General features: G+C 60.0%; 24 protein-coding genes and 2 tRNA genes. 11 read left to right on the forward strand and 15 right to left on the reverse strand.

All coding sequences use genetic code 11. From position 1 onward, the window contains the following. On the forward strand, positions 1–1,350 hold the full coding sequence (gene accC, locus AC0V6T_RS08875) for an acetyl-CoA carboxylase biotin carboxylase subunit (RefSeq protein ID WP_007163638.1): 1,350 nt from the start codon (positions 1–3) through the stop codon (positions 1,348–1,350). Here the strand turns inward: accC and AC0V6T_RS08880 are convergent. Continuing rightward, positions 1,310–2,098 carry a helix-turn-helix domain-containing protein gene (locus tag AC0V6T_RS08880; protein ID WP_486126133.1) on the reverse strand — a complete coding sequence of 263 codons (789 nt, stop codon included), beginning with the start codon at positions 2,096–2,098 and terminating at the stop codon, positions 1,310–1,312. The genes accC and AC0V6T_RS08880 overlap by 41 nt on opposite strands. Positions 2,099–2,180: 82 nt before the next feature. On the opposite strand from AC0V6T_RS08880, the gene AC0V6T_RS08885 reads away from it, so the two are divergent. Both AC0V6T_RS08885 and AC0V6T_RS08890 read left to right on the forward strand, forming a co-directional pair. Next, the gene (locus tag AC0V6T_RS08885) at positions 2,181–2,627 is read left to right on the forward strand and encodes a nuclear transport factor 2 family protein (protein WP_486126135.1); all 447 of its coding nucleotides are present in this window, start codon (positions 2,181–2,183) and stop codon (positions 2,625–2,627) included. A gap of 11 nt (positions 2,628–2,638) precedes the next feature. Further along, complete coding sequence (locus AC0V6T_RS08890) at positions 2,639–3,004, forward strand: hypothetical protein (RefSeq protein WP_486126137.1); 366 nt, start codon at positions 2,639–2,641, stop codon at positions 3,002–3,004. A 24-nt stretch (positions 3,005–3,028) separates the two neighbouring features. Here the strand turns inward: AC0V6T_RS08890 and AC0V6T_RS08895 are convergent, their stop codons facing one another. Then, a complete protein-coding gene (locus AC0V6T_RS08895; RefSeq protein ID WP_486126139.1) occupies positions 3,029–4,231 on the reverse strand; it encodes an HWE histidine kinase domain-containing protein in 1,203 nt (400 codons plus the stop codon). Between the two features lie 234 nt (positions 4,232–4,465). Here AC0V6T_RS08895 and AC0V6T_RS08900 point away from each other — a divergent pair, with 234 nt between their 5' ends. Further along, a complete protein-coding gene (locus tag AC0V6T_RS08900; RefSeq protein WP_486126141.1) occupies positions 4,466–5,836 on the forward strand; it encodes an NAD(P)/FAD-dependent oxidoreductase in 1,371 nt (456 codons plus the stop codon). On the opposite strand, the gene AC0V6T_RS08905 is transcribed toward AC0V6T_RS08900, so the two are convergent. From AC0V6T_RS08905 to AC0V6T_RS08915, 3 genes are read right to left on the reverse strand one after another with little or no spacing between them, the layout of a single operon-like run. After that, entirely contained in the window at positions 5,833–6,216 is a 384-nt protein-coding gene (locus AC0V6T_RS08905; RefSeq protein WP_486126143.1) for a hypothetical protein, read from the reverse strand. The two genes, AC0V6T_RS08900 and AC0V6T_RS08905, sit on opposite strands and share 4 nt — an antisense overlap. 53 nt (positions 6,217–6,269) lie before the next feature. Then, positions 6,270–6,716, reverse strand: coding sequence for a GFA family protein (locus AC0V6T_RS08910; protein WP_486126145.1), 447 nt, complete (start codon positions 6,714–6,716; stop codon positions 6,270–6,272). Beyond that, on the reverse strand, positions 6,713–7,174 hold the full coding sequence (locus AC0V6T_RS08915) for an Lrp/AsnC family transcriptional regulator (RefSeq protein ID WP_007163629.1): 462 nt from the start codon (positions 7,172–7,174) through the stop codon (positions 6,713–6,715). The genes AC0V6T_RS08910 and AC0V6T_RS08915 overlap by 4 nt, the downstream gene beginning before the upstream one ends. A gap of 297 nt (positions 7,175–7,471) precedes the next feature. Between AC0V6T_RS08915 and AC0V6T_RS08920 the strand changes: the two genes are divergently transcribed. From AC0V6T_RS08920 to AC0V6T_RS08945, 6 genes are all read left to right on the forward strand, one after another. Next, positions 7,472–9,235 (forward strand): histidine kinase dimerization/phospho-acceptor domain-containing protein, encoded by a 1,764-nt coding sequence (locus AC0V6T_RS08920; RefSeq protein ID WP_486126147.1) that lies wholly within the window; start codon positions 7,472–7,474, stop codon positions 9,233–9,235. 120 nt (positions 9,236–9,355) lie between these two features. Next, on the forward strand, positions 9,356–10,342 hold the full coding sequence (locus AC0V6T_RS08925) for a polysaccharide deacetylase family protein (RefSeq protein WP_486128546.1): 987 nt from the start codon (positions 9,356–9,358) through the stop codon (positions 10,340–10,342). Positions 10,343–10,421: 79 nt separating this feature from the next. Continuing rightward, positions 10,422–10,497 (forward strand) — tRNA-Ile (locus AC0V6T_RS08930). Positions 10,498–10,564: 67 nt separating this feature from the next. Further along, positions 10,565–10,641: transfer RNA gene (locus AC0V6T_RS08935), tRNA-Pro, on the forward strand. 161 nt (positions 10,642–10,802) lie between these two features. Then, positions 10,803–12,002: a tyrosine-type recombinase/integrase gene (locus AC0V6T_RS08940; protein ID WP_486126149.1), complete on the forward strand. Its 1,200-nt coding sequence runs from the start codon at positions 10,803–10,805 to the stop codon at positions 12,000–12,002. 6 nt (positions 12,003–12,008) lie between these two features. Continuing rightward, positions 12,009–12,956 carry a hypothetical protein gene (locus AC0V6T_RS08945; RefSeq protein WP_486126151.1) on the forward strand — a complete coding sequence of 316 codons (948 nt, stop codon included), beginning with the start codon at positions 12,009–12,011 and terminating at the stop codon, positions 12,954–12,956. Here AC0V6T_RS08945 and AC0V6T_RS08950 read toward each other — a convergent pair. From AC0V6T_RS08950 to AC0V6T_RS08990, 9 genes are all read right to left on the reverse strand, one after another. Continuing rightward, positions 12,953–14,710 carry a phage terminase large subunit family protein gene (locus tag AC0V6T_RS08950; RefSeq protein ID WP_486126153.1) on the reverse strand — a complete coding sequence of 586 codons (1,758 nt, stop codon included), beginning with the start codon at positions 14,708–14,710 and terminating at the stop codon, positions 12,953–12,955. The two genes, AC0V6T_RS08945 and AC0V6T_RS08950, sit on opposite strands and share 4 nt — an antisense overlap. Further along, the gene (locus AC0V6T_RS08955) at positions 14,703–15,206 is read right to left on the reverse strand and encodes a hypothetical protein (RefSeq protein ID WP_486126155.1); all 504 of its coding nucleotides are present in this window, start codon (positions 15,204–15,206) and stop codon (positions 14,703–14,705) included. The genes AC0V6T_RS08950 and AC0V6T_RS08955 overlap by 8 nt, the downstream gene beginning before the upstream one ends. Next, positions 15,199–15,723 (reverse strand): hypothetical protein, encoded by a 525-nt coding sequence (locus AC0V6T_RS08960; RefSeq protein WP_486126156.1) that lies wholly within the window; start codon positions 15,721–15,723, stop codon positions 15,199–15,201. The genes AC0V6T_RS08955 and AC0V6T_RS08960 overlap by 8 nt, the downstream gene beginning before the upstream one ends. Before the next feature lie 249 nt (positions 15,724–15,972). Further along, complete coding sequence (locus AC0V6T_RS08965; protein WP_486126157.1) at positions 15,973–18,009, reverse strand: AAA family ATPase; 2,037 nt, start codon at positions 18,007–18,009, stop codon at positions 15,973–15,975. Continuing rightward, the gene (locus AC0V6T_RS08970) at positions 18,009–18,344 is read right to left on the reverse strand and encodes a DUF2190 family protein (protein WP_486126159.1); all 336 of its coding nucleotides are present in this window, start codon (positions 18,342–18,344) and stop codon (positions 18,009–18,011) included. Before AC0V6T_RS08970 ends, AC0V6T_RS08965 begins: the two co-directional genes overlap by 1 nt. Continuing rightward, a complete protein-coding gene (gpW, locus tag AC0V6T_RS08975) occupies positions 18,344–18,574 on the reverse strand; it encodes a gpW family head-tail joining protein (protein WP_486126161.1) in 231 nt (76 codons plus the stop codon). Before gpW ends, AC0V6T_RS08970 begins: the two co-directional genes overlap by 1 nt. A 3-nt stretch (positions 18,575–18,577) precedes the next feature. After that, on the reverse strand, positions 18,578–20,350 hold the full coding sequence (locus AC0V6T_RS08980) for a prohead protease/major capsid protein fusion protein (RefSeq protein ID WP_486126163.1): 1,773 nt from the start codon (positions 20,348–20,350) through the stop codon (positions 18,578–18,580). Next, on the reverse strand, positions 20,334–21,737 hold the full coding sequence (locus tag AC0V6T_RS08985) for a phage portal protein (RefSeq protein ID WP_486126165.1): 1,404 nt from the start codon (positions 21,735–21,737) through the stop codon (positions 20,334–20,336). The genes AC0V6T_RS08980 and AC0V6T_RS08985 overlap by 17 nt, the downstream gene beginning before the upstream one ends. Before the next feature lies 1 nt (position 21,738). Next, a complete protein-coding gene (locus tag AC0V6T_RS08990) occupies positions 21,739–22,275 on the reverse strand; it encodes a hypothetical protein (RefSeq protein WP_486126167.1) in 537 nt (178 codons plus the stop codon). Between the two features lie 437 nt (positions 22,276–22,712). Here AC0V6T_RS08990 and AC0V6T_RS08995 point away from each other — a divergent pair, with 437 nt between their 5' ends. Continuing rightward, a complete protein-coding gene (locus tag AC0V6T_RS08995) occupies positions 22,713–22,907 on the forward strand; it encodes a hypothetical protein (protein WP_486126169.1) in 195 nt (64 codons plus the stop codon). 273 nt (positions 22,908–23,180) lie between these two features. Here AC0V6T_RS08995 and AC0V6T_RS09000 read toward each other — a convergent pair whose 3' ends face one another. Beyond that, positions 23,181–25,712: a TonB-dependent receptor gene (locus tag AC0V6T_RS09000; RefSeq protein WP_486126171.1), complete on the reverse strand. Its 2,532-nt coding sequence runs from the start codon at positions 25,710–25,712 to the stop codon at positions 23,181–23,183. Positions 25,713–25,800 lie beyond the last annotated feature (88 nt).

The raw sequence follows: 25,800 nt of genomic DNA on the forward strand, positions 1-25,800 counted from the left end.
GTGGCCATTACTCGAATACTGATCGCCAATCGCGGCGAAATTGCGCTGCGCATCCACCGCGCGGCGCACGAAATGGGGATCGAGACAGTCGCGGTGCACTCGACCGCCGATTCCGACGCGATGCATGTGCGGCTGGCAGACCACGCGGTCTGCATCGGCCCGCCTGCCGCGTCGGAAAGCTATCTCAACCACGCCAACATCATCTCGGCTGCCGAAGTGGCTGGCTGCGATGCGATCCATCCGGGCTACGGCTTCCTCTCAGAGAACGCCAAGTTCGCCGAGATCGTCGAAGCGCACGACATCGCGTGGATCGGCCCAAAGCCTGAACACATCCGCACGATGGGCGACAAGGTGCAGGCGAAGAAGACCGCCGGCGAACTTGGCCTTCCGCTGGTCCCAGGCTCCGACGGAGCGGTTTCCGATCCTGAGGAAGCCAAGAAGATCGCGGCCGAAATCGGCTATCCCGTGATCATCAAGGCCGCCTCCGGTGGCGGTGGCCGCGGCATGAAGGTGTGCGAGAGCGAGGACAAGCTCGAGACGCTGATGAAGCAGGCCGGCAGCGAGGCAAAGGCCGCGTTCGGCGATGCGACGGTCTATATCGAGAAGTATCTCGGCAACCCGCGCCACATCGAATTTCAGGTCTTCGGCGACGGCAATGGCAATGCAATCCATCTGGGCGAGCGCGATTGCTCGCTCCAGCGTCGCCACCAGAAAGTGCTCGAAGAAGCGCCCTCCCCCGTCATCAGCGACGATGAACGCGCGGCAATGGGCGAGGTCTGCTCCAAGGCGATGCGCGACATGGGCTATCGCGGTGCAGGGACGATCGAATTCCTGTGGGAGAACGGCGAGTTCTACTTCATCGAGATGAACACCCGCCTGCAGGTCGAACACCCCGTGACCGAAGCAATCACCGGGGTCGACCTCGTGCGCGAACAGATCCGCATTGCGGCTGGCAAGCCGCTTTCGGTGGCGCAGGAAGACCTGCGTTTCACAGGCCACGCGATCGAGTGCCGGATCAATGCCGAGGACCCGTTCACCTTCGCGCCCTCGCCCGGGAAGGTCACTTACTACCACCCGGCTGGCGGCATGCATGTGCGCGTCGATTCAGGCCTATACGCAGGTTATTCGATCCCGCCCTACTACGATTCCATGATCGCTAAACTGATCGTCTACGGGCGCAATCGCGAAGGGTGCATCATGCGCCTTCGCCGCGCGCTTGAGGAAATGGTGGTCGAGGGGGTGAAAACCAACATCCCGCTCCATCAGGAATTGCTGCGGCAGGACGATGTCCTCAACGGAGACTATTCGATCAAGTGGCTGGAAGAGTGGCTGGCGGAGCGATCGAGCTGATCAGGGCTGCGCTCTGATCGTCGGCTGGTACGAAAGCCTCAATCCGCAAAGCCGCGAGGCCAAATTCGCCCGGCGATGCGATTGAGGACAGCACCGAGATAACGCGCAGGGTCTCGCCTCGTAACGTGTAGCGCTCCTCAAGAACGCTGGGCGGATCGCTCAGCCGCGCCGTCCACTTGGCGACCGCCGGGTAGCTTTCGAACCGGGCAATCGTGGCGCTGAGCGAGGGGAAATGCGATGCCTCTATCCGCAATCGCCTGAGCGTTTCGGGGATCACCTCTTCTGGGTTTTCCATCCAGCGGATCAGTCCGTCAGGGTGGAAGACCAGATCGTACATGTTGGCCTTCCCATCCGCTGCGGTCGCTTCCCACAAATCCTCTCCCCCGCCAGCATAGGTAAGCAGGGCATCAAGCGCCGCATTGCTCTGCACCAAAGTGCCGTCCGGCTCGAAAGTGCAGGCGGGCCATGGCGACAGGCGCTCAAAAAAACCCTGGGGAAGCGACGCCGTATGTTCAGGCGCACTTAGCTCGGTCCTGCCGCCGGCAAGCGGCCTGAACAGCGCCCTTTGCTCCCATGCTCGTAGCGCCATCGCCTTCGCCAGCTTTGCCAAGGCGGACTGACCCGGCTTTGACCGGCCGGTCTCCAGAAAGGAGATGTGACGCTGTGAAAGGTCGGCCCGCATCGCAAGCTCTTCCTGCGACCAACCCCGGTCACGGCGCAAACGGGCGAGGATGTTCCCAAACTCCATACCCCACCGATTATAACCCAAAGGTAATTGAGTCCATTATCTCCTGATTGCATCTCTGGCGTCAGCAACGGGAGAATAGACGATGATGGAGCGTTGGCAGGCATGGATCGACGCCTTCGATGAAGCGGTCGAAACCGATGGCTGGGATAGACTTGAGCCGTTTCTCGCGCCCAATGTCATTTATACGGTGACGGGTGTTCCCTTCGCCTGCCGCCTCGAAGGCCGCGATGCCGTGATATCGGGTTTCCGAAAGTCGATCGCGAATTTCGATCGCCACTTTGACGAGCGTCAGTGGTTCCCGGTGGGGCTGCGCCATTTCGAGCCCGGCACGATCACGGCGCGTGCGATGGGTATTTATAGGCTGGGCGACAAACCGCTGCTGCATTTCTCCGCGCACAGCCTGTGGCAGTTTTCAGGCGATCAGATCACGGCGATGAACGACTGGTACGACCTGGCCGAGGCAGATGTGCAAAACGCGCTGGGCTGGATCGCAGAGCACGCACCAGGCCTCGACGCATCCTACGCATAAGGGACAATTCTATGAGCGATTATATGGACAGCCTTCACAAGATGATGGCGATCTGGAACACCACCGATGCGGCAGAAATCGAGCGACTGACCGAAGAAGCGCTTGAACACAATGTCCATTTTGCCGACCCGAACCACAACATCGTCGGGCGCAAGGCGTTTGTCGAGATGGTTCATCAGACGCAGAAACAGATCCCGGGAGCGGCATATTCGCACAACAGCGAGATCGAGATGCAGAACAATTTCTGCCGCTATCACTGGAAGATCGACATGGGCGACAAGCGCCTGATGGACGGCTTCGATATGACCGAGGTCAACGATGCGGGAAAGATCGTGAAAGTCATTGGCTTTTTCGGACGGCTTGAAGCGAACGATTGATCGCTTTGCGCCGCTGGGACGAGGTCAAGTGACCTCAATCGCATGGCCATTCGTTTCGTCGTGCGGCGCTTCGATCACTGTCTCGATTGCTCCATTGCGCGCAGTTATCGCGCTGATCGGACAGGTCAGCCGATAAAGAAAGGCCGCAGGCGCGATTTCAAACCGGCCCTTGCCGCCAAGCAGACGCGGCACAATGCGCGTCAAAAGCGTCTCGCTGAACTCGTCGAGCGGCAGTGGTGTGCCCGCAGGCGGCTCATCTGAACCGCTGTCGAAGGCGCTTTCTTCGGAGGTTGATCCGAAGCTCTCTCGCCATTCCAGAATCAGGCTGGCCTCCTCGTCATCCGCATCTGATGCATCGACCGTCCAACTGACCGCGATGTGCCCGCGAGCTTGCTCCGCCCGTCCGATCTGGACGAAGCGCGAGGCAAGCTCCCAAGCGATAAGGCTCAATTGCTGCGCGCCCTGCGCACCGACTTCGACAACCGGCCCGTCTGTGCTCAACTGTTGCGCAGGCGAATTGAAGAGCGGTTCGATCTGTCTCCGGATCACTCTTTCAAGACTTGCGCGTGCGGTATCGTCCTGCTCCATCACGGTCGAAGTCGCTATGGCGAGCGCATTGATGCGGCCTCGCAATTCGCGCAGGAATCGTTCCGGATACTGGCTGATTTCGACGCCCGGCCGCGTAAGCGATGAGACCACCTGAATTAGGTTGCGGCTCCGCTGGACCGCATCGCGCGCTGTCAGAGCCAACCGGGTGTTCGCATCGTTGAGTTCTTCCGTCCGCTGCCTGACACGGCTCTCAAGCTCATCGCGCGAGCGTGACAGGTCGGCGAGCGTCACTTCCAGCTTTCCGATGACCTCTTCGTGCGTGTCGGGTGTGGGTATTCGCAGGAACACCGGGACGAGCCTGAATAGCACGAATGCGGTGGCGAGCGAGACGATGCCCGTGGCGAGCTTTACCGCGCCGGTGAAGGGATAGATCGGGTACCAAAGCGTCACGATCCCCATGAAATGAGTGATGCCGCAAAGTAGGATGAAGGCAGCGAAAAGCGCCACCAGCGCTCGGTGCCGAAGGTCGTCTCTTCGGCGCATGACCATGACCAGCGCAAGCGGTATCGCCATGTAGGCGACGAAGATCATCAGATCGCTGCCGGCCCACAGGACGACCAGCCAAGGCTCCCACAAAAGGCACATGCCATGGGGCATATATTGATCGTATTCGAACACGCCTCACCCTCGCTTTCGCAGTGCGACGCACCCATCGCCACAGGCTCTTCTAGCCCGAAGTGAGCGCTACTTGCCTCCGTGGAACCACCTAGGCTCGGTCCGATCTGGCGGTGTTTTCAGGAAATAGGCGGCTTTCTGCCTCTGGGGGCTTGGTAAACCGGCCACGATTGATGCTATAAGATGACGAAATCGCCCCAGCGGGATCGGGGGCCACGCACTGTCGAAGGGCCTCTCTTGAAGCAAGACGTCATATCCCGCAGCGATTCCGAGCGGCATCCCATCGCCATTCCGGAAGCAAAGCGCAAAACTCAGATTGTCATCGTCGGCGGCGGCGCAGGCGGGCTTGAACTCGTGCGCAAGCTCGGCGCGAAATATGGCCGCAAGCGCCACGACATCATTCTGGTCGACCAGAACCTGTCCCACATCTGGAAACCGCTTTTGCACGAAGTTGCTGCCGGATCGCTCGATGCCAATCTCGATGAGGTCGGCTATCGCGGACATTGCGCGCGCTGGGGCTATCGTTTCTTTCAGGGACGCCTTGAAAGTATAGATCGCGAGGCCAAGACCATCCGTCTTGCGCCCGTGATGGATGACGATGATGAAGAGATCATCGGCGCGCACACGATCCGCTACGACATGCTGGTCCTCGCCATCGGTTCGGTCTCGAACGACTTTGGTGTGCCGGGGGTAGCGGAGCATTGCCTTTACCTCGACAGCCGCAGGCAGGCGGATCAATTCCGTACGCTTCTGCTCAACCACTGCCTTCGCGTGAGCCGCGCGATGATCGAAGATCCGGGTGCAGATTCGCGAGTGAAGGTTGCAATCGTCGGAGCGGGTGCGACCGGGGTGGAACTCGCCGCAGAGCTTTACAACGCGGCTGGCGCGCTCAAGCATTATGGTCTTGAGGTGTTCGATGAAAGCCGCCTCGACGTGACCATTCTGGAGGCCGGCCCTCGCATCCTACCCGCCCTGCCCGAGCGTCTTTCGACCTCTGCGCGCAAGGAATTGAAAGCGCTCGGCGTCGAGGTGCGCGAGGGCGTGCAAGTGGTGGAGGCCAAACGCCGCCAGCTCATTACCAAAACCGGTGAGACCATCGAGGCCGACCTGATGGTCTGGGCCGCGGGTGTCAAAGGCGCCGAGTTTCTGAGCACACTGGGGCTGGAGACGACGATGCGAAACCAGATCGTCGTCACTGAAACGCTTCAGACCGTGACTGATCCCGATATCTTCGCAATTGGCGACTGCGCGTCCTATTCGCCCGATAGCGACGCGCCGCCCATCCCTCCGCGTGCGCAAGCTGCGCACCAGATGGCGGACACCGTGTTCAAGAACCTGCGCCTTCGCGAGCAGGGGCGACCGCTCAAGCGCTTCGTCTATCAGGACAACGGGTCGCTCATCTCGCTCAGCCGCTTTTCGACCGTGGGAAGCCTGATGGGGAACCTCGTCGGCGGCGCGATGGCGGTTGAAGGGCGCATAGCGCGCTTCATCTACACCTCGCTCTATAGGATGCACCTCATCGCGATCCACGGCTGGCTCAAGGGCTTGGGGCTGATCGTGATTGGCCGGGTAAACCGCATCGTGCGGCCCAAGCTCAAACTTCACTAAAAGTCGATCTTGAGGCGCACTTCGGTGCCATCGGCATCAAAGCCGCCAACGCCTTTCTTGATGACATTGGCCTCGGCCTCCGCATTCTCGCTTAGCCGGACGCGAGCGCGTGGGATCGCGCTGCCTTCGGTCAATTCGGCGGCGGTCGGGCCGTAAGTCGGACCAATTCGGGGCGAGAGCACCATTTCACGGCACACGATGATTTCCGGATTGAACGGATCGGGCTCTATCTCATCGAGGCATTCGGTTGGAGGCGGAGCGAGCGGAGTAAGGTCGATCACCAGCGAGCCGTCCTCGCGAGTGGTACTGGGCAGGCCCTCATCCGTGTTCGCAGGTGAAGGCAGTTCGATGACAACAGGCGCGGGAGGCTCATCCAGCATTCTCGAACCTCCTATGCTCGCGTCTCAGACCGGGTCACCCCTGCGGTAAGCAGCTACTCAAAACTGAAACCAGCAGCCTCGGCCTCAGCGATGATTTCTGCACCCGTTTTCTTCGGGCTCTCCTGCGCGATGTCGAACCAGTCGGGTTTCTCTTCGATGAAGATCTGGTGCTTGATCGGCAGGCCCGAAGGCAGTTTGAACAATCCAGCAAGGAACGTGCGATTGCCCGTGGGCAGGAACTTGTACCACAGATTGCTGCCGCATTTCTTGCAGAAGGCGCGCTCTGCCCAGTCGCTCGACTGATAGGTGCTGATGTGATCCTCGCCCGAAAGCGAGAAATCGTCCGCTTCGATACCGGCATACATGCTGCCGCCCCAGCGCTGGCACATGCCGCAGTGACATACGTCAACTTCCGCGTGGGCAGCATTCAGGGTGATTTTGACGCTGCCGCAAAGGCAGTGACCGCGGAGCGGCTCGGCGAGGCGCTCCGCATCGCTCACAGCGGGACGCCGGGTTCGTGCTTGGAGGTGCGAATCGTCAACGAGGTCTTCACGCTCGCGACGTTGGGCGCAGGCGTCAGCTTGCTGGTGAGGAATTCCTGAAAGCTTTGAAGGTCCTGGCTCACGATCTTGAGAATGAAGTCGATCTCGCCATTGAGCATGTGACACTCGCGAACTTCGGGAAGATCGGCCATGTGCTCTTCAAATTCGCGCAGCGCGCTTTCGGCCTGGCTCTTCAGGCTCACCATCGCGAAAACGGTGATCGCAAAGCCCAGTTTCGAAGGGTCGAGATCAGCGTGATAGCCGCGGATGACGCCGTCTTCCTCAAGCCCGCGAACACGGCGAAGACACGGCGGCGCGGTGAGACCGACGCGCTGCGCCAGCTCCACATTGGTCACGCGCCCTTCAGCCTGAAGCTCGCTGAGCAGACGCTTATCGATCTCATCCAGATTTGCCATCGAAACCAAGAACCCCCTGAAGGCCTGCACAATAGAATGATCCCGTTGCTCACGGGCAGCAGATTGCCTTACCCTACAACAACCTTTTGCAAGAACTTGAACGGTTTTGCTTGGGTAAAGCTAATTTTATTATGTGTGCCAGCAATTGTCCCGCTTTGCAACGCAGTGTGCGATGGTCCTGCGTCAAATCGCTCATGATGTTAGGAGTTAATTGCCGAATTGCGTCCAAGTGACTGGCTTGGATTCGCAAACGGCTCCTTGCCGCCAAGCGGTGCAGCTGATGGATTTGGAGCCTGGATGTTTTTCGATGATCGCCTTGCGACGGTGCTACGCCAGCGCGCGCAGAGCGATGGGTCGAAGCGCACGCAATACCGGCAATTGCTCGATATACTCGGCGCTGAGCGGATGGGTGCAGCCAATGTCTCGCGAGATCCCAGCCTTGCCGCCGCCGCGTGGTTGAGGATGGATGCACTGGCAGAGGCAATCCCGTCAGCTGACCGCGCGCGCATGGTGCGCGAGCCGGGCTGGCGCTTTCGCAATCCGGAACTGGCCGCACATCTTGCCGATGCAGAACCCGACGTGGCGTCGGCCGCTTTGTCGCGGGCGCAATTGTCCGACGATGACTGGGCAGCGCTGATCCCGCGCCTCCCGGTTCGCGCGCGCGGTTTCCTGCGCCTGCGCAATGACTTGCCAGCCAAGACCGAGAAACTGCTTGAGAAGCTGGGCGTCTATGACCGCGGCCTGCCCTCGCCCGAGACCGGCGTTCTTGCCGAGGTTGAGCGCGACCTGATCATCCCCTCAGAGCCGCCTCAACCTGAGCCGCTCGAACTTGAAGATGAATTCATCGAAGAGCCGGAGCAGGCACCTCAGTTCGAGCCAGAGAGCGAAGACGAACTGGAAAGCGATCCTCAAAGCGAGGGTCGCAGCGAAATCTCCGCGCTGGTCGAGCGGATTGCCGCCTTCAAGCGCAACCGCGATGGCAAACCGCGCGGTGACGACGATCAGCTCATGCCGCGCCTCCCGCTTGGAGAACAGGCAGGCGGATCGACGCGAAAGATCGCCGCATTCGGCTTCGCTGGCGACGCGGCGGGCCGGATCGAATGGGCGGACGGTGAGATCGCGCCCATGGTTATTGGAGCACGTTTGGTGGCCCCTGCCCGCCTTGGAAGCGCAGCGGTTCAGACCCCGCTTGAGCGTGCTGTTGCCCGCAGACAACCGATCAGCGGCGCAAGCCTAAGCCTCGATGGGGCCGAGGCGATTGCCGGCGAATGGGTGGTCGACGCGCAGCCGCGCTTTACCGAAGGTGGCAATTTTGCAGGCTATGTCGGGCGCTTCCGTCGTCCAGCAAGCTCAGAACAACCTACCCAAACCGCAGCGCAGCGAGAGGCTGACCGCATTCGCCAGCTTCTTCACGAGTTGCGTACGCCGGTTACCGCGGTTCAGGGCTATGCCGAGGTGATCCAGCAGCAATTGTTTGGCAACGCCCCGCACGAATACCGCGCGCTCGCAGCTGCTATTGCCGCTGACGCTGCGCGCATCCTTGCAGGGTTTGAAGAACTGGACCGCCTTGCGCGGCTGGAAACCGGCGTGATCGAAGTTGAAAGCGGAGTTGCCAATCTCAATGCGCTTACGCAGCGCACAGTTGGCCAGCTTGCGCAGGTTTTGGGCCCGCGCATGTCAGGCATCGAGCTGGCCGCCATTGATCCCGATGGCAGCGATGAAGCCGTCATGGCCGCCGTCGATCCGGAGCAGGCAGAAGCGCTTCTATGGCGCCTTCTGGCGACGCTAGGTGGTGGATGCGCAGCTGGCGAAATGCTCACTGCATCGGTTGAGCGTGACGGCGATTTTGCCAAGCTTACCAGCGAAGTGCCTGCGCAACTTCTGAGCGAGGAGAATATCTTCGCAGCTGACGCCCGGCCCCTTGGATCGGCAATCAATGCGGGGCTGTTCGGCGCCGGTTTTGCCCTGCGCCTCGCGAGGGCCGAAGCTCGCTCGGGCGGCGGCGATCTGGTGTGCGAGGACGAAATCATCGTTCTCACCCTGCCCATCGCGAAAGATTGAAACGGTATCCAGCGAGGCTCCCGGTAAGGCTCCGCTTACACATTGTCGCTATAGCGATCGGCCATGCAGGCAGCAGCCCAACCACAAGCGCCCGTAGATATCGGCGCGCATGGCGTTTCGATGATCGAGCCACCGCTCGCATCGGCAAAGGCTTCCTTTGCGCCTGATTTCGGGCAGCGGGTACTGCTTACGGTCGACACCGAAGAGGAGTTTGACTGGGAAGGCCCCTTCACCCGCGACCAGCACGGCCTGCGTCATGTCGAGGCCATTCCGCGCTTTCAAGCGTTCTGCGAGGATATCGGTGCTCATCCGGTTTATCTGGTCGACTGGCCGATCGCGACAGATCCGCGCGCCGTTGAGATCATCGGCGACGCGATCAAGCGAGGGGTCGCTGACGTCGGGGTGCAGCTTCACCCGTGGGTCAATCCGCCTTTCGATGAAGAAGTTTGCGCGAGAAACTCGTACGCTGGAAGCCTCCCGCCTGAACTGGAAGCCGCCAAGTTCAAGGCGCTGCGCGACCGGATCGAGGAAGCATTCGGCACGCCGCCCCTGATCTATCGTGCCGGTCGGTATGGCCTTGGCCAGCATTCGGCGCAGATCCTCAAGGACAATGGCATCCGCATCGACACATCGGTGCGCTCACTGTTCGATTACGCTGCCCAATACGGCCCAGATTACTCCAATCACCCGCTGGCCCCCTACTGGGTGGATGAAGCGCGCGAACTGCTCGAACTGCCTGTGACGAGTGTCTATTGGGGCCCGCTGCGCATGCTGGGTAAGCACATCCACCGGTTGCAACGCCATATCCCGACCTTCTTTTCAGGTTTCTCGCGGTTGAAGCTTCTCGAGCGAATCGCTCTCACTCCGGAAGGCGTCACCAGCGCAGAAGCGATACGCGGCATCGACGTGGCCCTGGATGAAGCTCTGCCGCTCCTGGTGCTGTCATTCCACAGCCCGACACTTGCGCCGGGCTTTACTCCCTATGCAGCCAACTCGCGCGATGTTGAGCGGCTGTATGAGTGGCTGAGCGATGTCTACGCCTATCTCGGCAAGCGCGGCGTGCGCACTGCGAATGTCGCCGACATCATCGAAGCCACACAAAGGTAAATCAGCCGCTTGTGTAAGCTGCAATGTGGCTGTAGGGGCCGTGCTGCTTTACGTCACAGCGCGTGCTGATGGTACCGGGGGGCCTGTAGCTCAGCGGTTAGAGCTGGCCGCTCATAACGGCTAGGTCGCGGGTTCGAATCCTGCCGGGCCCACCAACCTCTAAGGGGCGGTGACGAAGCGTTGAGCATCGAGGACTACTCGTTGCTTGAACGATTGAAATGTCGGGGAGTGGCGCAGCCTGGTAGCGCACCTGTTTTGGGTACAGGGGGTCGCTGGTTCGAATCCAGTCTCCCCGACCATTTCATCGTCTCACGGGGTCCCATTCGTTCTCGGAAACCCCGGAAATTCAAGCTTTTTTCGCGGTTTCCGGGCGAAAAGTGTCTCATGCCTTCCCATAGCATCTCGCAGTTTTGTTGGGCTGTAGCTTGCCAAAGCCCAACGCCGTTGCGAAAAGCCCAACATGGCACTCTCGGATACTCGGCTGAAAAGCCTCAAGCCTCGCGACAAGACTTATAAGCTCGCAGACGGTGGGGGGCTGATAATTGCGGTTTCGCCAAAGGGGCGCAAGACATGGAAGCTCGCCTATCGTTTCGCCGGGAAGCAGAAGGAGCTTACCGGGGGCACTTATCCGTCTGTTGGGCTGGCGGCTGCGCGCAAATGGCGAGACAAGGCGAAAGCTCAGCTATCCGAAGGCATCGATCCAAGTGAGGCGCGCAAGCAGGCGCGACGACAAATCGAACTTGAGGATGCAAACAACTTCGAGACGGTTGCGCGTGAATGGCACGAGAGCCGGAAGCCCAAGTGGAGCGAGCGTTACGCTTGGATTACGCTCCGCAGGCTCGAAGCTGACACTTTCCCATCGCTTGGCCCAATGGCGATCTCGAAGATTCTCCCGGCGGATGTGCTGGCCACCATCCGCAAGGTCGAAGCGCGCGGATCGATCGACATGGCGCGAAGACTCAACAATCACATTAGCGAGGTTTTCCGTTACGCTGTCGCCCGGGGCATCGCAGAACGCGATCCATCGCGGGACATAACCGCCGCGCTGAGAGAGCGTCCACCTGTCAAGCACCGCGCTTCAATGCCTCGACAGGAGCTCCCCGTGTTCTTCTCCAAGCTCGAAGCCGAGCCTGTGGAACCTCATACGCGCATCGCCCTCCTCTTCACTATCTACACGCTTGTACGCACGAATGAGACGCGCTTCGCGGAATGGTGCGAGTTCGAAAACCTAGATGGGAAAGAACCGCTTTGGCGTATCCCAGCGAGTCGAATGAAGATGCGCTTCGAACATCTGGTGCCATTGGCGCCTTCGGTCGTGGCGTTGTTGAAAGAACTGCGAGCGCTAGGACCTTCAAGCCCACACCTGTTTCCCGGAAACCGCAGGGGCGTGATTAGCGAGAACACGATGCTCTACACGCTCTATAGGCTCGGCTATCACAGTAAAGCCACGGTCCACGGCTTCCGAGGGACCGGCTCCACGGTCCTAAACGAAACCGGCAAATTTAAGTCGGATTGGATCGAACGGCAATTGGCCCATGATGATCGCGACCAAATCAGGGCCGCGTATAACTCGGCACAGTATCTTCCGCAGCGCCGCAAAATGATGGAATGGTGGGCGAGCTATCTGGACGACCAACGGTCTGTAGGGAACCTACTGTAGTACAATATGACATCTGAAGCACCAAACGAGCACAAAGAAGAGGATGAGACAGCACTAGAGGCTGCAAGCGAAGGTGCGCCTTTGACCAATCGTGTGCCACAATACAGGCGAGACATCACTTTGCAGAATGTCGCTTTATCAGCGGCAGACCTAAGTGCGTTTACCAACTTGATCATCGAAGTTAATGAGCGCGCGAAAAAATTGGAAATTGCGCGAGCCGATCCTGGAAAGTTTGAGAGCGATGAGGATGCTCAGCGTCAAGCCGATGAGTTTATGCCAGTCGAATACCGATACACCGACCAAATGGGTGATAGCATCCAAGGCCTCGGCGAATTGGACTCCGAAAGCGCAGACTTTCCGAACGATATGGCCAGCTTTTACATCTCCAACACCTCTTTTCCGAAGCGTGCTATAGACATTATTCCGCTTAACGCGGTTGACGCGCTCATCGATTTTAAGAGGCCGAATCTCGCGGTCGATATGCTCAACGCGCCCTCAAATCCAACAGAGAATCGGACTATAATCAACGTCTACGGGCTTAATGAGGAGTGGGTGATATCCACCGAAAACAAGATCCAGAGATTTTTCGAAGAACGAAAGGTACTTCGTCCTTCGATCCACGGATCAGGAGTGTACGACTACTTCATATGGCTACTATTCTTACCTGCGATGATTTGGATGTACCTTCGCACTGGCGAAATCGGGCGCGAGTGGATTGAAAATCAATCCATGTTCACGAATGTGATTTTGGCGATCTATGTTCTGTTTCTGTCCTTATTTGGCGCTCGCTTACTGTTTCAGTACTTCCGGTGGCTCTTCCCGCCAGTCGAATATTTCAAGACTAGCATGCTGGGGGCAAACCTCCATCGCGCAGTAGCTAGTTTCTTTGGACTTGGGATAGTTGGGAGCGCGGCTTATGACATTCTGAAGGGTATGTTCACGGCACTCTTCTAACCCAACCACTTGGACCGGATCACAGGCGCTTTCGCTTTCGGCGCAGCACGGCTGGCAAGTTCCTCTTCGCGCCGATCGGCGTTGGTCGTCACGAGTTCACGCGCAGCGGTGGCATAGACCACGCAGTCAAGCGCTTCAGCGCGTCGTCCGGCAATGCGGACAAATTGCCGGACCGGGCGGCCACGATGATACCGGATCACGCGGCGCTCGCTGGCCAATTGCTCGAACCATTCCTCGCTGAGCGTGCCGCTGAAACGCATCGAGCGCCCATGAACGAGCCGCTGCAATAAATTTGCTTTCAATCCGTCCACGCCCACGAGGAAAAGCCTCGTTCCCTTCGACTTCGACATTTGCAGGGCGGGCCGATTGCCGCTCACGCCTTTCCCAGCCACCACGCGACGCCCATAACGAGCATGGGCGAACCGATAAACGAGATCGGTCACGCCCCCGTCGCCTAAATCAATCAAAGCCGCATCGATTCGGAGAGTCCCACCGTTCGGATGGTCCCACTTCGACTTCAGATAGTCGTCCAATTCGATCCAGGTTAAATCCTCGTGCGACGCCCCCCAAATCACGTGGTGAGCAAGCACAAAGCACTCATCGCGAGACCAGCCGAGCAAAGTGGTTTCAAGCCGGTCGTCTTGCACGTCCACTCCAGCGGTCACAAAAAGCACCTCAGGAGGGAGTGCCTCTAGCCCAAAAGGCTCGGCTCTCGACTTGAGCGCGTCTTCGTCGATTTCATCGGCTGCCTCTCGCCACCCTTCCGCGAGGATGGTGTTGACGAAAACCTGAAGCTCATCTGGCCCATTGCGCTTAGCTTGGACGAACTCGGATGCGAGCACGCCCCAAGTGGCGTTCTTCAGCGTGCTCACGAGCGCGTTGAGCCGGAAACCTACGTGACCTTCGACATCGGGCACAGTGGCTCGCCAGACGCCGTTCTCGACCATCTGAGCCTTGTGGCGCTCTTCAATCATGGTTTGGCAGTGCGGACATTCGAAGGCCGCCGTCTCGGGGTTGTCCGGCTCCCATTTGATGTGCCCCCATCGTATTTCGGTGAAGGTGCCGCATTCGGGACACGGGACCTCAAAGGTGCGCTGATCGGAACCACGATAGGCTCGAAGAATGTTGGACGTATCTTCGAGAGTTGGCGTTGAGCCTGAGATGATCTTGCGGTTGGCGAAGCTGAGCGTGCGCTGCTCTGCTAGGGCGAGCGGGTTGCCTTCGACAGTCGGTTCCATCGCGTCCACTTCGTCCATCAAAAGGACTCGGACCGTGTGCGCTCGAAGATTGCGAGGCGATTTGGCCGCAACAATCTTGAGGCTTCCACCGGGAAAGCGCCGAGACAAAAGCGTGTTACGGCCCCTTTCTCGCCCATCATCGGACAGCAAGCCTTGCAATGCTGGACTCGCTTCGAAGATCGGCTCCACGTCGCTTGTCATGTAGTTCCGGCAATCGTCCTGCGTCGGTAACAGGCACATGATGGGCGAAGGCTCATTGGCGATGTAGCTGGCCAACGTGCCGGACAGCAACGTGGTGAAGCCCACACGCACCGGCTTCACAATCGTCACCCTTGTCACGGATGGATCGCAAATTGCGTCGGCAATGCCCCGCTGATACGGCCAAAGGCGGACGGGACCGGGAAGCGCTGAAACAGTTGAGGGCAGCCGCATTTCGGTCTCGATCCAATCGGCTAGCGAGAGGCGAGGCGGCGGCCTGAGAGCCTGAAGCGCGCACGATCGAACTTGTTCAAGCACGGACCGCGCCCCCACGTGCAAGTGCGCGGTCCATCACCTTCGGCCAATACTTGTATTCTCGCTCGAAGTTATCTGCCACGAGGGCCGAATATGGCGTTCCCTCCCCGCGCAGCAAGGTGAGTAGGTCTTCAGCTTCGCAGGTGTGTTTAATCCACGCACGCGGGACGCGACAGCTACGGTCTCCGTCGCGACGATTATAGATAACCTCGCAATCGCGAACGATCATCAATTGCCAGATCATGCTTCCAGCTGCGTAGTACATTGAGAACGGCGTGTGATAGGACCCCCAGCCGTGGATATAGCCATAGAGTCCAGGCGCGAAGAGTTCGGGCCTGGACGCAAAAATGCCGTCGCGGACCGCCTTCGCCTCCACGTATCCTTCGAGCGGGAATTGGAATCCCTTCCGCATGAATGAGGTCGAATCCTTGCTTGATGCTCGCACCATGTACGAGAATCCGCGTCCCGTCGGCTCTTCAGTCCATTGTTCATCAATCATCAGCTTTTCCTTTCGCGGTTTCGGTGAGGGCATCGCGCACTTCCCGATCGATCACGGCCACGTCATCGGCTGAGAGGTGAGCAAGTCGCGCTTGGACGCGGGCGGGGATTGAGAGCATTGCGGCGCGTACGGTCCGAAGGACGCCGCTCCATTCGCGCTCCACGTTCTCGGCTGGCACGAGTTCGCCGCGCGCCTGCGCATTTTTCAGCGCCACGGCGTCGGCTTGCTCACGCTTCAGCCTGAGGTTCTCTTCGGCCAATGCCGACTTCGCGGTCCCCGTTGCGGGTCGCCCGTAGTGCGCCTGATCGCGCAGCCATTCGCAATAGGTGCGAACCGACGCCTGAAGGTCGAAACGATTCTTGCCGAGCTTCACGACATGACCTTCGGTCTCGTGCCGGTAAATCTGGCGAGAGGACAAGCCCAGCCATTCGGCAAGCTCATCCGCCGTGCCTTCGACCGGACCAGGGGTGCCGAGCAAATCATCGATTCCGATCTCACCGGCCATTTTCGATTCCATTCTGAAATTTTTGTAGCGAGCCGATTTCCGCGCTCGACGCTCCCCGCAACGGCCCGCCCCACGGGAAGGACCCATCCACTCCCAAGTCCGGGCATCGCTCAAACCCGAACTCCGGACCGGCCCTAAAGGGCCGAGTCCGGTCCGGTCCGGTTTTGTGAGCGACCTGCCAATCCGGACTCAGACCGGACAAACCCGGACTCAACCGGATCAAACCGGACTCGCTGAGACGATATGAGACGGCCTGAGACACTACGCGGTCTCCCATTCATCGAAGCCGTCGGATGGGAGCGACACCAACCCGTCAATGATCGCGATGCGGTTCATTCGGACGAGTCCTTGGATGGCACGGGCTGCCACCCTTCGACGGGCATCCCGTTCTTCAGCCGAAGAGACTTTCGGATCATCGATACAAGCCTTTTGGAAGGCGGATTGAGTGACCGGCTCACCCTCTTCAAGCAGCACGCTCAGACGGGCCAAGGCTGCTTGTTCCGAGGGCTTCAACGCATCGGCGGGGCTAGGCAGGGAAGCCGCATTGACCTCTTGCACGAGCGGGGCGCTGATCGGGTCGCCGTCTTCGTCCTCGCCCATGCTCTCGGTGGCGATGCTGAAAGCAATCAGCCGGTCCATCGTGCCGTTGCGGTTCTTCGAGAGCTTGCCCTTCGTCACGCCCTGATCGATCGGCATGAGTTGCAGTGCAGCGTCCAACGCGCCGTTGAGCAAGCTGTGGCCACGCGGCGTGGGCGTCCCGGCCTTCGTGTCATGATGGACCAGGGCAACAGCCGCCCCGCCCTCAGTCAGCGAACGCGAGATAGCCACCACACGGCCCATTGCGGCTGCGTCGTTTTCTTCGAGACCGGGAAAGGCAAGCGCGAGCGTATCAATGACGACGAGTTGCGGCTGCCAAGCCTCCACAAGCTCCCGCAGCGCCGCAAGGTCTCCGCTGTCCTCGCTCAGCAAGTCAGTCACGCCATCGACCAGCTTGAAGCCGTCGGCATCGCCATAACGCCGCTTCAGGGCCTTCACGCGCCCTCGCATCCCGTGCGCGTCCTCGGCGGCGACGTAGAGCACCGGCCCAGGCTTCACGCGCATCCCGAAGGTCTCGCGGCCTTGTGCAACCGCGTAGCCGATATGCGGAGAGATTAGCGACTTGCCCGCCCCAGGCGCACCGTAGATGCAAACGAGGTCTCGCGGAGCGATCAAGCCCTTCACCACGTATCCGCGATTGGGCAGGTTTTCGCAGTCGGAAGGCGTGAGCACTTGCAAAGTGGATGGCTGGGGAGGTTCCCGCGTGCTCGGTTCCCAGCCGTAGCGCTTCGCGAGATCGAAAAGCGTGCCAATGGCGACGCCACCAGGTTTGCAGTTGAATGAGTCCCATTTGGCGCGAACCGCGCGCGCATCGTACTTCAGGCCAGCTTTCGACCACTCATCGAAGAGCGCGCGACCTTCAGCGGAGCCGCACGTCTCATGGTGGAGCGCCATGCCAATTCGGCACCAGCCGTCATAGTCGGAATCGAAGTCATCGGCGGGAATAGTTGCGAGGGCAGACCGAATGCGCGGCCATTCCGGCTCTCGGTAAAAGTCTGCGTCATCGATCGAATTGGTTTCGGTGTTCGTCATGCGCTCGGTGTAGGGCCTGCCGTCGCGGCCAAGCGCCCCGGACATTTGTCCCCCACAACGGTCCAACTCCTTGCCGTCTGAGATGGCCAGGTCGATTTTCGCGTTTCCCGTACGCCCGTAGAAATAGGCCTGAGCCGCCGTGAAGCTCTCAGGGGCAAGAGCACCTTCAAGCACGCCGTTGAGGGCCGCCGTAAGGGCTTCGCGCTCATAAGCAGCAACCGAACGCGAGAGTGGTACAAGAACGCGCCAGCGCGGACTTTCCGGCCTGTGGGAAGGGGTTGTGTAGATCAGGCCAGCGATACCAGCGGCGCTCAGCTTGGCGCGCGCATCAGCAACGCTCAGAGTCCCTGCGTCGTGGTCGCCTTCGATCCCATGGACCGCTTCGATGTTGTCGGTGTGACGCAGCGCCCCCTTCGCGCTCTTTCGATCTCCAAAAGTGGCGAGCTTCAGCAACGGCAACCGCTCTTTCGCGGGCGCCGAAGTCTGCTCGACACAGGCCGCAATCTCGTGCAGCGAAAGCTCCACTCGCTCGCACTTGTCGCCTGCCAGATCGGAGAAAAGAGAAACGGGTAGCCGCCGATCAAGCGCGGATGTGCTGCCCAGCAAATCGTCTATGCCGGACTTATCCGCGCCCGCAACACGGGGCGCTGCGAGCGCGGAATCAGTCATTAGAACGTATCGTTGAGGCGAATGATTGCCGACGCCGACGGATTCGCCGCGTCCTTCACCGCCACACCGATCAGCGCATTCGCGCCGCCACCGTCGGTGCCCGTGACCAGGCTATCACCGGAGTCGAAGTACACGGGGTCGCCAGTGGACAGCGCTTCAGCGGCCACCTTGGGCAGGTCGAAAACGCCGCCGAGCGTAAGCACGAGCGGATCACCGACGTTTGCGTTGATCGCTGCGATGCCGAAGATCGATCCCACGAAAACGAGATCGCCGGACTGAACGTTTGCGGGCGAGTCAACGTCGAGATGATTGCCCTTCTGTACGTAGTTCTTCATCACGAAATTCCTTTCGATGTACGGAAATGAATGGAGAGGGGTGGCCGCCGTCCCGCCACCTCCCGCTCAAGCGTGGCGATGTAGCGTTCGAGCGCCCGCATGGTGGTGGGGAAGTACCGGATGGACTCCCCACTCTGATCGCGGACTTCGACAACGGACTCGCCGACACTCAGGCGGTGCAAGGCGTCGCGGGCTTCGCTCAGCCTTTCGGAAGCGGAGACGGGGACCATTGGTTAGGCTCCTGCGTTCCGGTAAGCGCCACGGTAGTCCACCGCGCCGCAACCAAAGTCGAGCGTCACGCGGAACTCGCGGCCCAGCACTTCCCAACCGTCGCGGCTGGAAAGCTGCGGACCCTGCGCGCTCGACAGGTAGGCGTATTCGAGCACCGGAACCGTTGCCGGATCGGCGAAGACGTACCAGGCCGTTTCGGGGAGACGCGCTTCCACCATGAGTTCCAGCCGCCCGCTGAAGGGATTCTGTTCGTCCACGGTGGCGGCGCGAAGCTCGGCAAGCACCTTCTCGGCGGTGGTTTCGAGATCGGGCGCGACCACGAGATACTTGGGAGTGACGTTGATCGGTTTATCTCCGCCAAGCCCCTTCTGCATTCGCATTCCGAGACGCGCCGCGCTCAACGTATCGACAGATGGCGCACCCGCGACACTGGCAAGGTTGCCATGATCGGCGTCGAAGAGCCGGTTGCCGGTCTCTTGGATCACCGGCCCAACGCCGTTCGATTCCGTAAGGAGTGAGATAAGCTGATCGGCTTCGGTTTCGGCGGCGGCCTGTCCCATCATCGAAGCCCAGCGCCCGAAAGCGTTGAGGTCATCGTTGATGATTGCCTGACGCGACAGACCGAAGATGCGTCCGAACGTTTCGAGCCGATAGCCTTCGATCGCTTCCGAAGTCGTGGTGCTCTTGATCTCGCCCGACTCGTTCACCTTGTCGAGCTTCCCGAAGTCGCCGATCTTCAGTTGCGAGAGCCGGCGAAAGTCGGGCGCATTAGTCTTCCGAGCAAGCATCTTGATCGGCGAAGAGGCCGCCTGATAGGCGGGCATCAAAACGCGGTTGCCGGAAGCCGTGAGCAAGTTGGGAAAGTCGCTCGTGGTGTGTAACGCGCGATGCAGAATCTCTTCGCGAGACATGGTGTTGAGACCGGCCACCCCGGCTGCCTGAAGCGCGGAGCGGGCATGATCGATCAGCGCCATATTGGCGTAGGGACGTGCCTCTTCCGAAGGCTCAGCACCGCCCATTCGAGCCGCGAGGCCTTCAGCCGCACGCTCGGCGATAACCGCTTGATTGGGGTTCGGGCCGCGCTGCGTCTGGATGGTGGGCGTCTCGCGGTTGGCGAGGTGTTCGAACGCGGCTGCACGGGCCGCCGTCACGTCCGCACCATTGTCGATTTGCTCGTCTGCCCAGGTCGGCTCAAGGCCAGCCGTTTGGGCGATTTGGCGAATTGCGGCGCGCGTCTGCACCACGTCCTCGCTGGGGACTTCGATAATATCGGGCATTTCATGACTCCTGATCTTTGCGGATGGGTCGGCTGGAATTGCGACAAGGGAAACTTCGAGAATGCGCCACGCAGTCGCGGTGCGGACGCGCTGCCCCGTGTCGGAGTCAGTCGAATCTTCAAAAGCGGAGACGGCGTAGCCAACGCTCACGCCGCGCAAGGTCCCTTCGCTAACCTTGGCGCGGACGTTTGCAGCGTCATCGGCTGCCGACAGGCGGAGGACGCCCACGAGAGCTTCACCTTCACGGCGGGCCGATTGGATGATCCCCACCACGTTCTCGCTTCCGCTCTGGCGGTGGCCGTCAAGCAGCGGAACGCCTTCGAGTTCGGAAAGCGCAAGCGTGCTCAGGTCCAACCGCTCGACATAAGGGCCACGCGCATCGCGGCGTTGCACAGGCGCGCCAGTCGAAAGCACTGCCTCGACAGTCAGCGCCTCTTCGTTCCAGGTGGTGGGCCGCGTCTCGGCACGGCGGGTCACAAGATCAAGCGTCTCGGGCATCGGTAGTCTCCGTTTGAGTTGAAAGGCCAAGCTCGGCTTCGCGGGCGCGATCGGCGGCAATCTCTTCGTCCACCGCTTCGATGTTCCAGCCGAGTTCGGCGATGGCTTGGCGGCGCGACATGAGTTTCGAGTCCAGCATTTCGCGGACCGCCGCTGCGTCCTTTTGCGGGTCCACCCATGGCATTCGTGGCGGGTAAAACTCAGCGCTCACCCATTCATCGCGCGCGCGCTCGAAGTCCGGCGCGTCCAGTTCGCCGGACAGGACCGCAGCGGTCACGGCTCGCTCAAAAACGGGCCGGACGAATTGCGGGATGAGGATGTGATTCTGAATGCGCTCGACACGTTGGCGGAAGCTCACCATTGAAGCGCGAAGGCTCGAATAGTTCGCATCGCTCAGGTCCCCCGAAACGAGGTGTGCGGGAATGCCTAGACCACTGGCGACGGCGCGAAGCTCGGCTGCCATGAAGTCCGAAGTCTGTTGAGCTTGTTGCGGTGTAGCGAAGGAAATATCGAAGCCAGCGGGCAGGTACTTCAGCGTCCCAGGCTCGAGTCCGGTTTCGAGAATGCTGCCAGTCTGATCTCCTTCGAACGGGTTCTCGCCTGAGGTCGTCCCGTTCACGTCCTTCAGGAAGCCCGCGAACATGGCGGCGGTCTTTGCCCCCACGAGAAGCGCATCGGAAAGCTGATCGATCTCGCAGAGCTTCAGGAGTACCGGAGTGAGCCACGAGATACCCCGCACCTGCCCTGCCCCCATTGGCCGGTATACGTGCAGCATCTCGCTAGCCGGAATGCGGACCGGCTCTTGCGCGGTGGCGAATAGATCGGTTGGAACTGCGGGCCGGACCCAATATGCGATGCGCCTGCCGTCACTCGCGAACTCAACGCCCGCGACAATACGCGCGCCGCCGCCAAGCTCCCGGCTCAACCCTTCGTCCACGAACTCTGAGGGCACGAGGCGAATGGACAGCCCACGCTCACCGAAAGTGAGATGTGCGAAAGCTTCTCCATCGATCACGAGCGCCATTGCGATAGCCGCTTGCAAACCGAATACGTCGGTAAGGCCGTCCGCATCCGCGCCATTGCTCCACCGCATAAAGGTCTCGCCTACGGCCTTGCGAGCGGTCGCATCCGAATGGCGGGAGGCGGGGGTAATGCCCGCGCCCACCAGGCCGGTGACAAGAGCCTCAACAGCCGCCGCCGCGTGAGGATTGTTCGCTACCGCATGGCGCGCGCGTGAGCGGATGACGGGAGCCGCTGCAAGCGTCTCTGCACCGTGACTACCGAATGAGGGCGTACCCTCCCAACGGCGTCCGCCACCGGCTGCATCGAAGCGTCGCAACGCCGTCCGGCGCTCAGGCCGGAAACGATTGAGCAAAGCGGTCAGCATTTTAGGCTCGCAGGCTTCGCGCAAATGGCTCGAAGAGACTGTTAAGCGGAAGGATCAATCGCCCGAAGAGGGGACGTCCACTGGCCGCCAAAAGAAGCTCAGCACGTTCATCGGGGCGAGCCATGCTGTGAGGGACAAACCGGGCCACAATGTCCTCGCGACCGCGCCATGAGAGCGTGAGGACCCACTTCTCTTCGCGGGCGATGCCTTCGACCGCACGGGCGAGGTCGTGTGCCTTTCGAGCACCAGCCTTCGGGCCAAGCCCAACAGTGGAGCGACGCACCGCAGCGATAATTGCACGCTGAAGGTGAATGCCGAAATCGAACATCTCGGTGGTAGCCGCAAGGAGTGCTGCCAGACACGCCTCTTCGGCGGAAAGCAGCCTTGCCGACTTGGGATGAGAGGACTTCGTGGAGTCGACCGTGAGAAGGCCATTGTTGAGGTAGTGATCCACACGCCGCTCGAAGGTCGGAATCTTAGCCCCTTCGGAACAAGCGACAGCCGTAGCCATCGCGATCTCAGATGTATTGAAGAGCATTGAACCGTCCTTTTCGTAATCACGCTGTGCGAATCACTTTCTAGGAAACGGCTCTTCCATCCGATATGAAAATCAGTACCTCTATTTTGTTAATACTCTCAACTAAAACTTGAGATCGCTTTTCTCATTGACTTCAAGTGATGCGGGATCATTTTGAGGAAGCCGCTTGGACAGCGGTAGGCCCAGCTTCGCGCGGTTGCGGCCTCGGCGCGTCCATTCTCCCGCGCCAGTCCCCAGCGCGACGGCGGGCTTTCAACCTTTCACCCGCCGGTTCGGTCCAGTCGGTTGGCTTCCGAAGAGATCGATGACGGCGGGTGGCTTTTTGCTTGGGCCACCCGCCGTCAAATCTCACTTTAAACGTGCCCTTTATCATTCACTTTCAATTAGTTATTTCACGTCTATTCTTTCGGCATCAACCACCGAAAGGACAATGAGCAATGACAGTTGAAGTGATGAATTGGGCTGAAGAAAACCAAGCCGGACGTACGCAGGCCGATGCGCTCATCGACCGACTGCGCGAAACCGGCTGCCCTCTAGAACTCGTACGCAAACTCGACCCTAATGCGAGCGCAAGTGCGGTTGAGATTGGGCTTTTCAATCGGATTGCAGAGAGACTAATACTTGCAGCCTAAAGTATAGCGAGAATGCATGAGACGCCGTGAGACCCCGTGAGACAGTTGGGCTATTTGTTGGGCTAAGCGTGGATAAAGTGCCGATCAAAGAGGGCAATGTGAATCCAGTCTCCCCGACCATTTCAATCCTGGACCGGATCGGTCTTTTTGCACTCACAAACGAATAAGCCCGGACCACCACGTTGGGCGGCCCGGGCCGGTTTATCGTGACCCGCTCGGAGTGGGATCGTAACCGAGCGGGTCAGGATAGTGACTGTTGCGCTGAACGCTGGCTTAGAATTCGAAGCCAAGCTCCACGCCAAAGCGGCGCAGGCCGCCCGGCGAAAGGAATGACCCGCCGAACTCGATCGCCGGGATGACTTCATTGAGATAGCGCTCGTCGGTGAGGTTTTCAGCAAAGGCGATGATCGAGATGTTGTCGATCTCCACCCCGACGCGCACGTCAAGCACGCCGAAGCTGTCACGCTCGGTGATCGAATAGTCAGCGTCGCCTACGAAGGCTGGCAGTGCGAGCGCTGAACCGGGGAGCAGACCGCTGAACAAAGTCGGTGATGTATCATCCTGGACGGTATGGAACCATGTGGGGCCGGTGATGCGATAATCGGCGCGACCGACGAAGTTCACGGTGTTCGTAACGGGCAGATCGACCTGCGTGCCGAGATTTATCGTATAGTCGGCGGTGTAGGGCGATTGATTACCGACCGTGACAGGACGCGAGGCGTTTGCCTTGATCTCGCTCTCGGTCACGTTGGCCGAGCCATAAATGCTCCAGCCATCGAGCAGCTTGGCATTCAGATTGATCTCCGCGCCGTATATCTCGACCTCGTCGATGTTCGACACCACGCGCAAAAGACCGAACGGTCCGACGAAGAATTCGAAGAACTGCAGATCGTCGATGTCGGTGTAGTAGCCCGCGAGATCGAACGTCACCGCGCCATCGAGAAGCTCGCCCTTAATCCCCGCTTCGAAGGCAGAGGAGGTTTCCTTGCGGAATTGGTCCTCGATAAGGACATTCGTGCCGATGAACTGGTTGAAGGTCTGGTCAACGATCGCAGCCGACCCCTGGTTGTTGAAGCCGCCCGACTTAAAGCCAATGCCCCAGTTGGCGTAGAGGTTAAGATCGGGCGTCACTTCATAGCGCAGCGAAATCTTCGGCTGGAACTGCTTGAAGGTTTCGGACTGGTCCGGGATCGGCTGGACGACGCCGTTTACAACCTGCTGACCCGGATTGATCGGACCGCCTGTAAACGGATCGAGCACGGCGGGGACAAGGCTGCTGGTTGAACGGTCCTCGATGTCATAGCGGCCCGCGATGCTGATATCGAAGCGGTCGCTGACTTCCCACTCGACCGACGCGAACGCGGCGTAGACGTTGGTCGAGAAGTCATCGTTCAACAATTGCGAGGTCGGGTTGAACGAGCCAGCCGGATTGAACAATTCGCGCGATACGCCCTGCCCCAGATCCGCTGCGATGGCGACGCCAACCTCGCGGTCGATGGTGAGGAAGTATGCGCCCACCTGCCACTCAACCGGACCGCCATTGTCGGAAGCCAAGCGAACCTCGGCGCTGAAATCGCTCTGATTGCGGATTTGCAGCTGCGTGCCGTCACAGGTCGTGGGGCTGTATGCGCCAAAGGTCGAACCATTCACCGGATCGAAGATGAACGGCACGGGGGTTGCGCCGATAAAGGTCGGCGGGTTGATGGGGAAGCCCGTCAGCTGCGCGGTGCTCGCGAAACAGGCGTTGGAGGCCGCAACCGAGTCCGGCGTCGCTCCTGGGAAGGTGAAGCGCGCAAAGTCAGCCGAGGTGCCGTCCGCGATCAGCAGCTGGTCAACATCGCTGTAGAGCGCCCATGCGGTGAGGACGAGGCCGCCAAAATCATGCTCGACCTTGGCCGAAACCTCGAACGTCTCCTGCTCGTTCACCGGGCGGATGTTGCCGAAGAAATCGAACGGGTGCTCGTTCACATCCTCAAAGAATGTCGGATCGACCGCCGCGAAATTGGGCAAGTGGAACGAGGCATTGAAGTTGATCGAGGCCCCCTGAACATCGGCGTAGCGCGCCTTGACGTCGAGCTCGGTATCGGGACCGATATCCGCGACGAAGCGGCCATCGATTGTGAAGGTTTCCTGGTTGTCGACAACGTCGTCGTTGAGGAAACGATTGAAGAAGAACCCGTCGGTGTGGAAATAGCTACCCGACAGAACGATGCCAGCACCCTCGCCGACCGGCGTCGAGATATAGCCGTTGGCGCGGTAGGTGTTGTCCTCGGCAAAGGAGACAAGTCCGCCTGCTTCAAGCCGGTCTGACGGCTTCAACGTCTGGATGACAATTGCGCCAGCCGCTGCATTGCGCCCGTAGAGCGCGCCTTGCGGACCCTTCAAGATTTCGATCTGACGCAGCGTGCCCTGGTCCTGATTGAGCTGCGCGGTGTTGGTCTTGAGGATGCCGTCGACGACCAGAGCAACCGAGCTTTCCGCATCGCGCGCGCCGTTGATGCCGCGAATGTTGATCTGCGTGTCGCCCGCTTCCGCGGTGCCAGTGACGATCGTGACGCCGGGAGTAAGCTGCGCAAAGTCATCAGCGTTCTCGATACCTGCGGCCTGGATCGCGTCTGCGGTGAAGACGGTGACAGCGGAGGGTACCTCGGCCAGCGTTTCCGACTGGCGGCGAGCAGTCACGATGATCGCATTGTCGTCTTCGCTCGCGGCGGCGGTCGCCGTTTGCTGGGCCATCGCTGGAGTGAGCGGAAGCAACGCGCCGATGGCGACACTGCCTGCAAGGATGGTCTTAAAATTGCGCATTATCAGTTCCCCAGAGCCGTGAATGGAAGGCACGCCGCTGGAGGTCAGGATCGCCCATTCCCCAAACCGCGCAAATTCTCACCCGCGT

The organism is Erythrobacter sp. S158 (assembly GCF_057364915.1).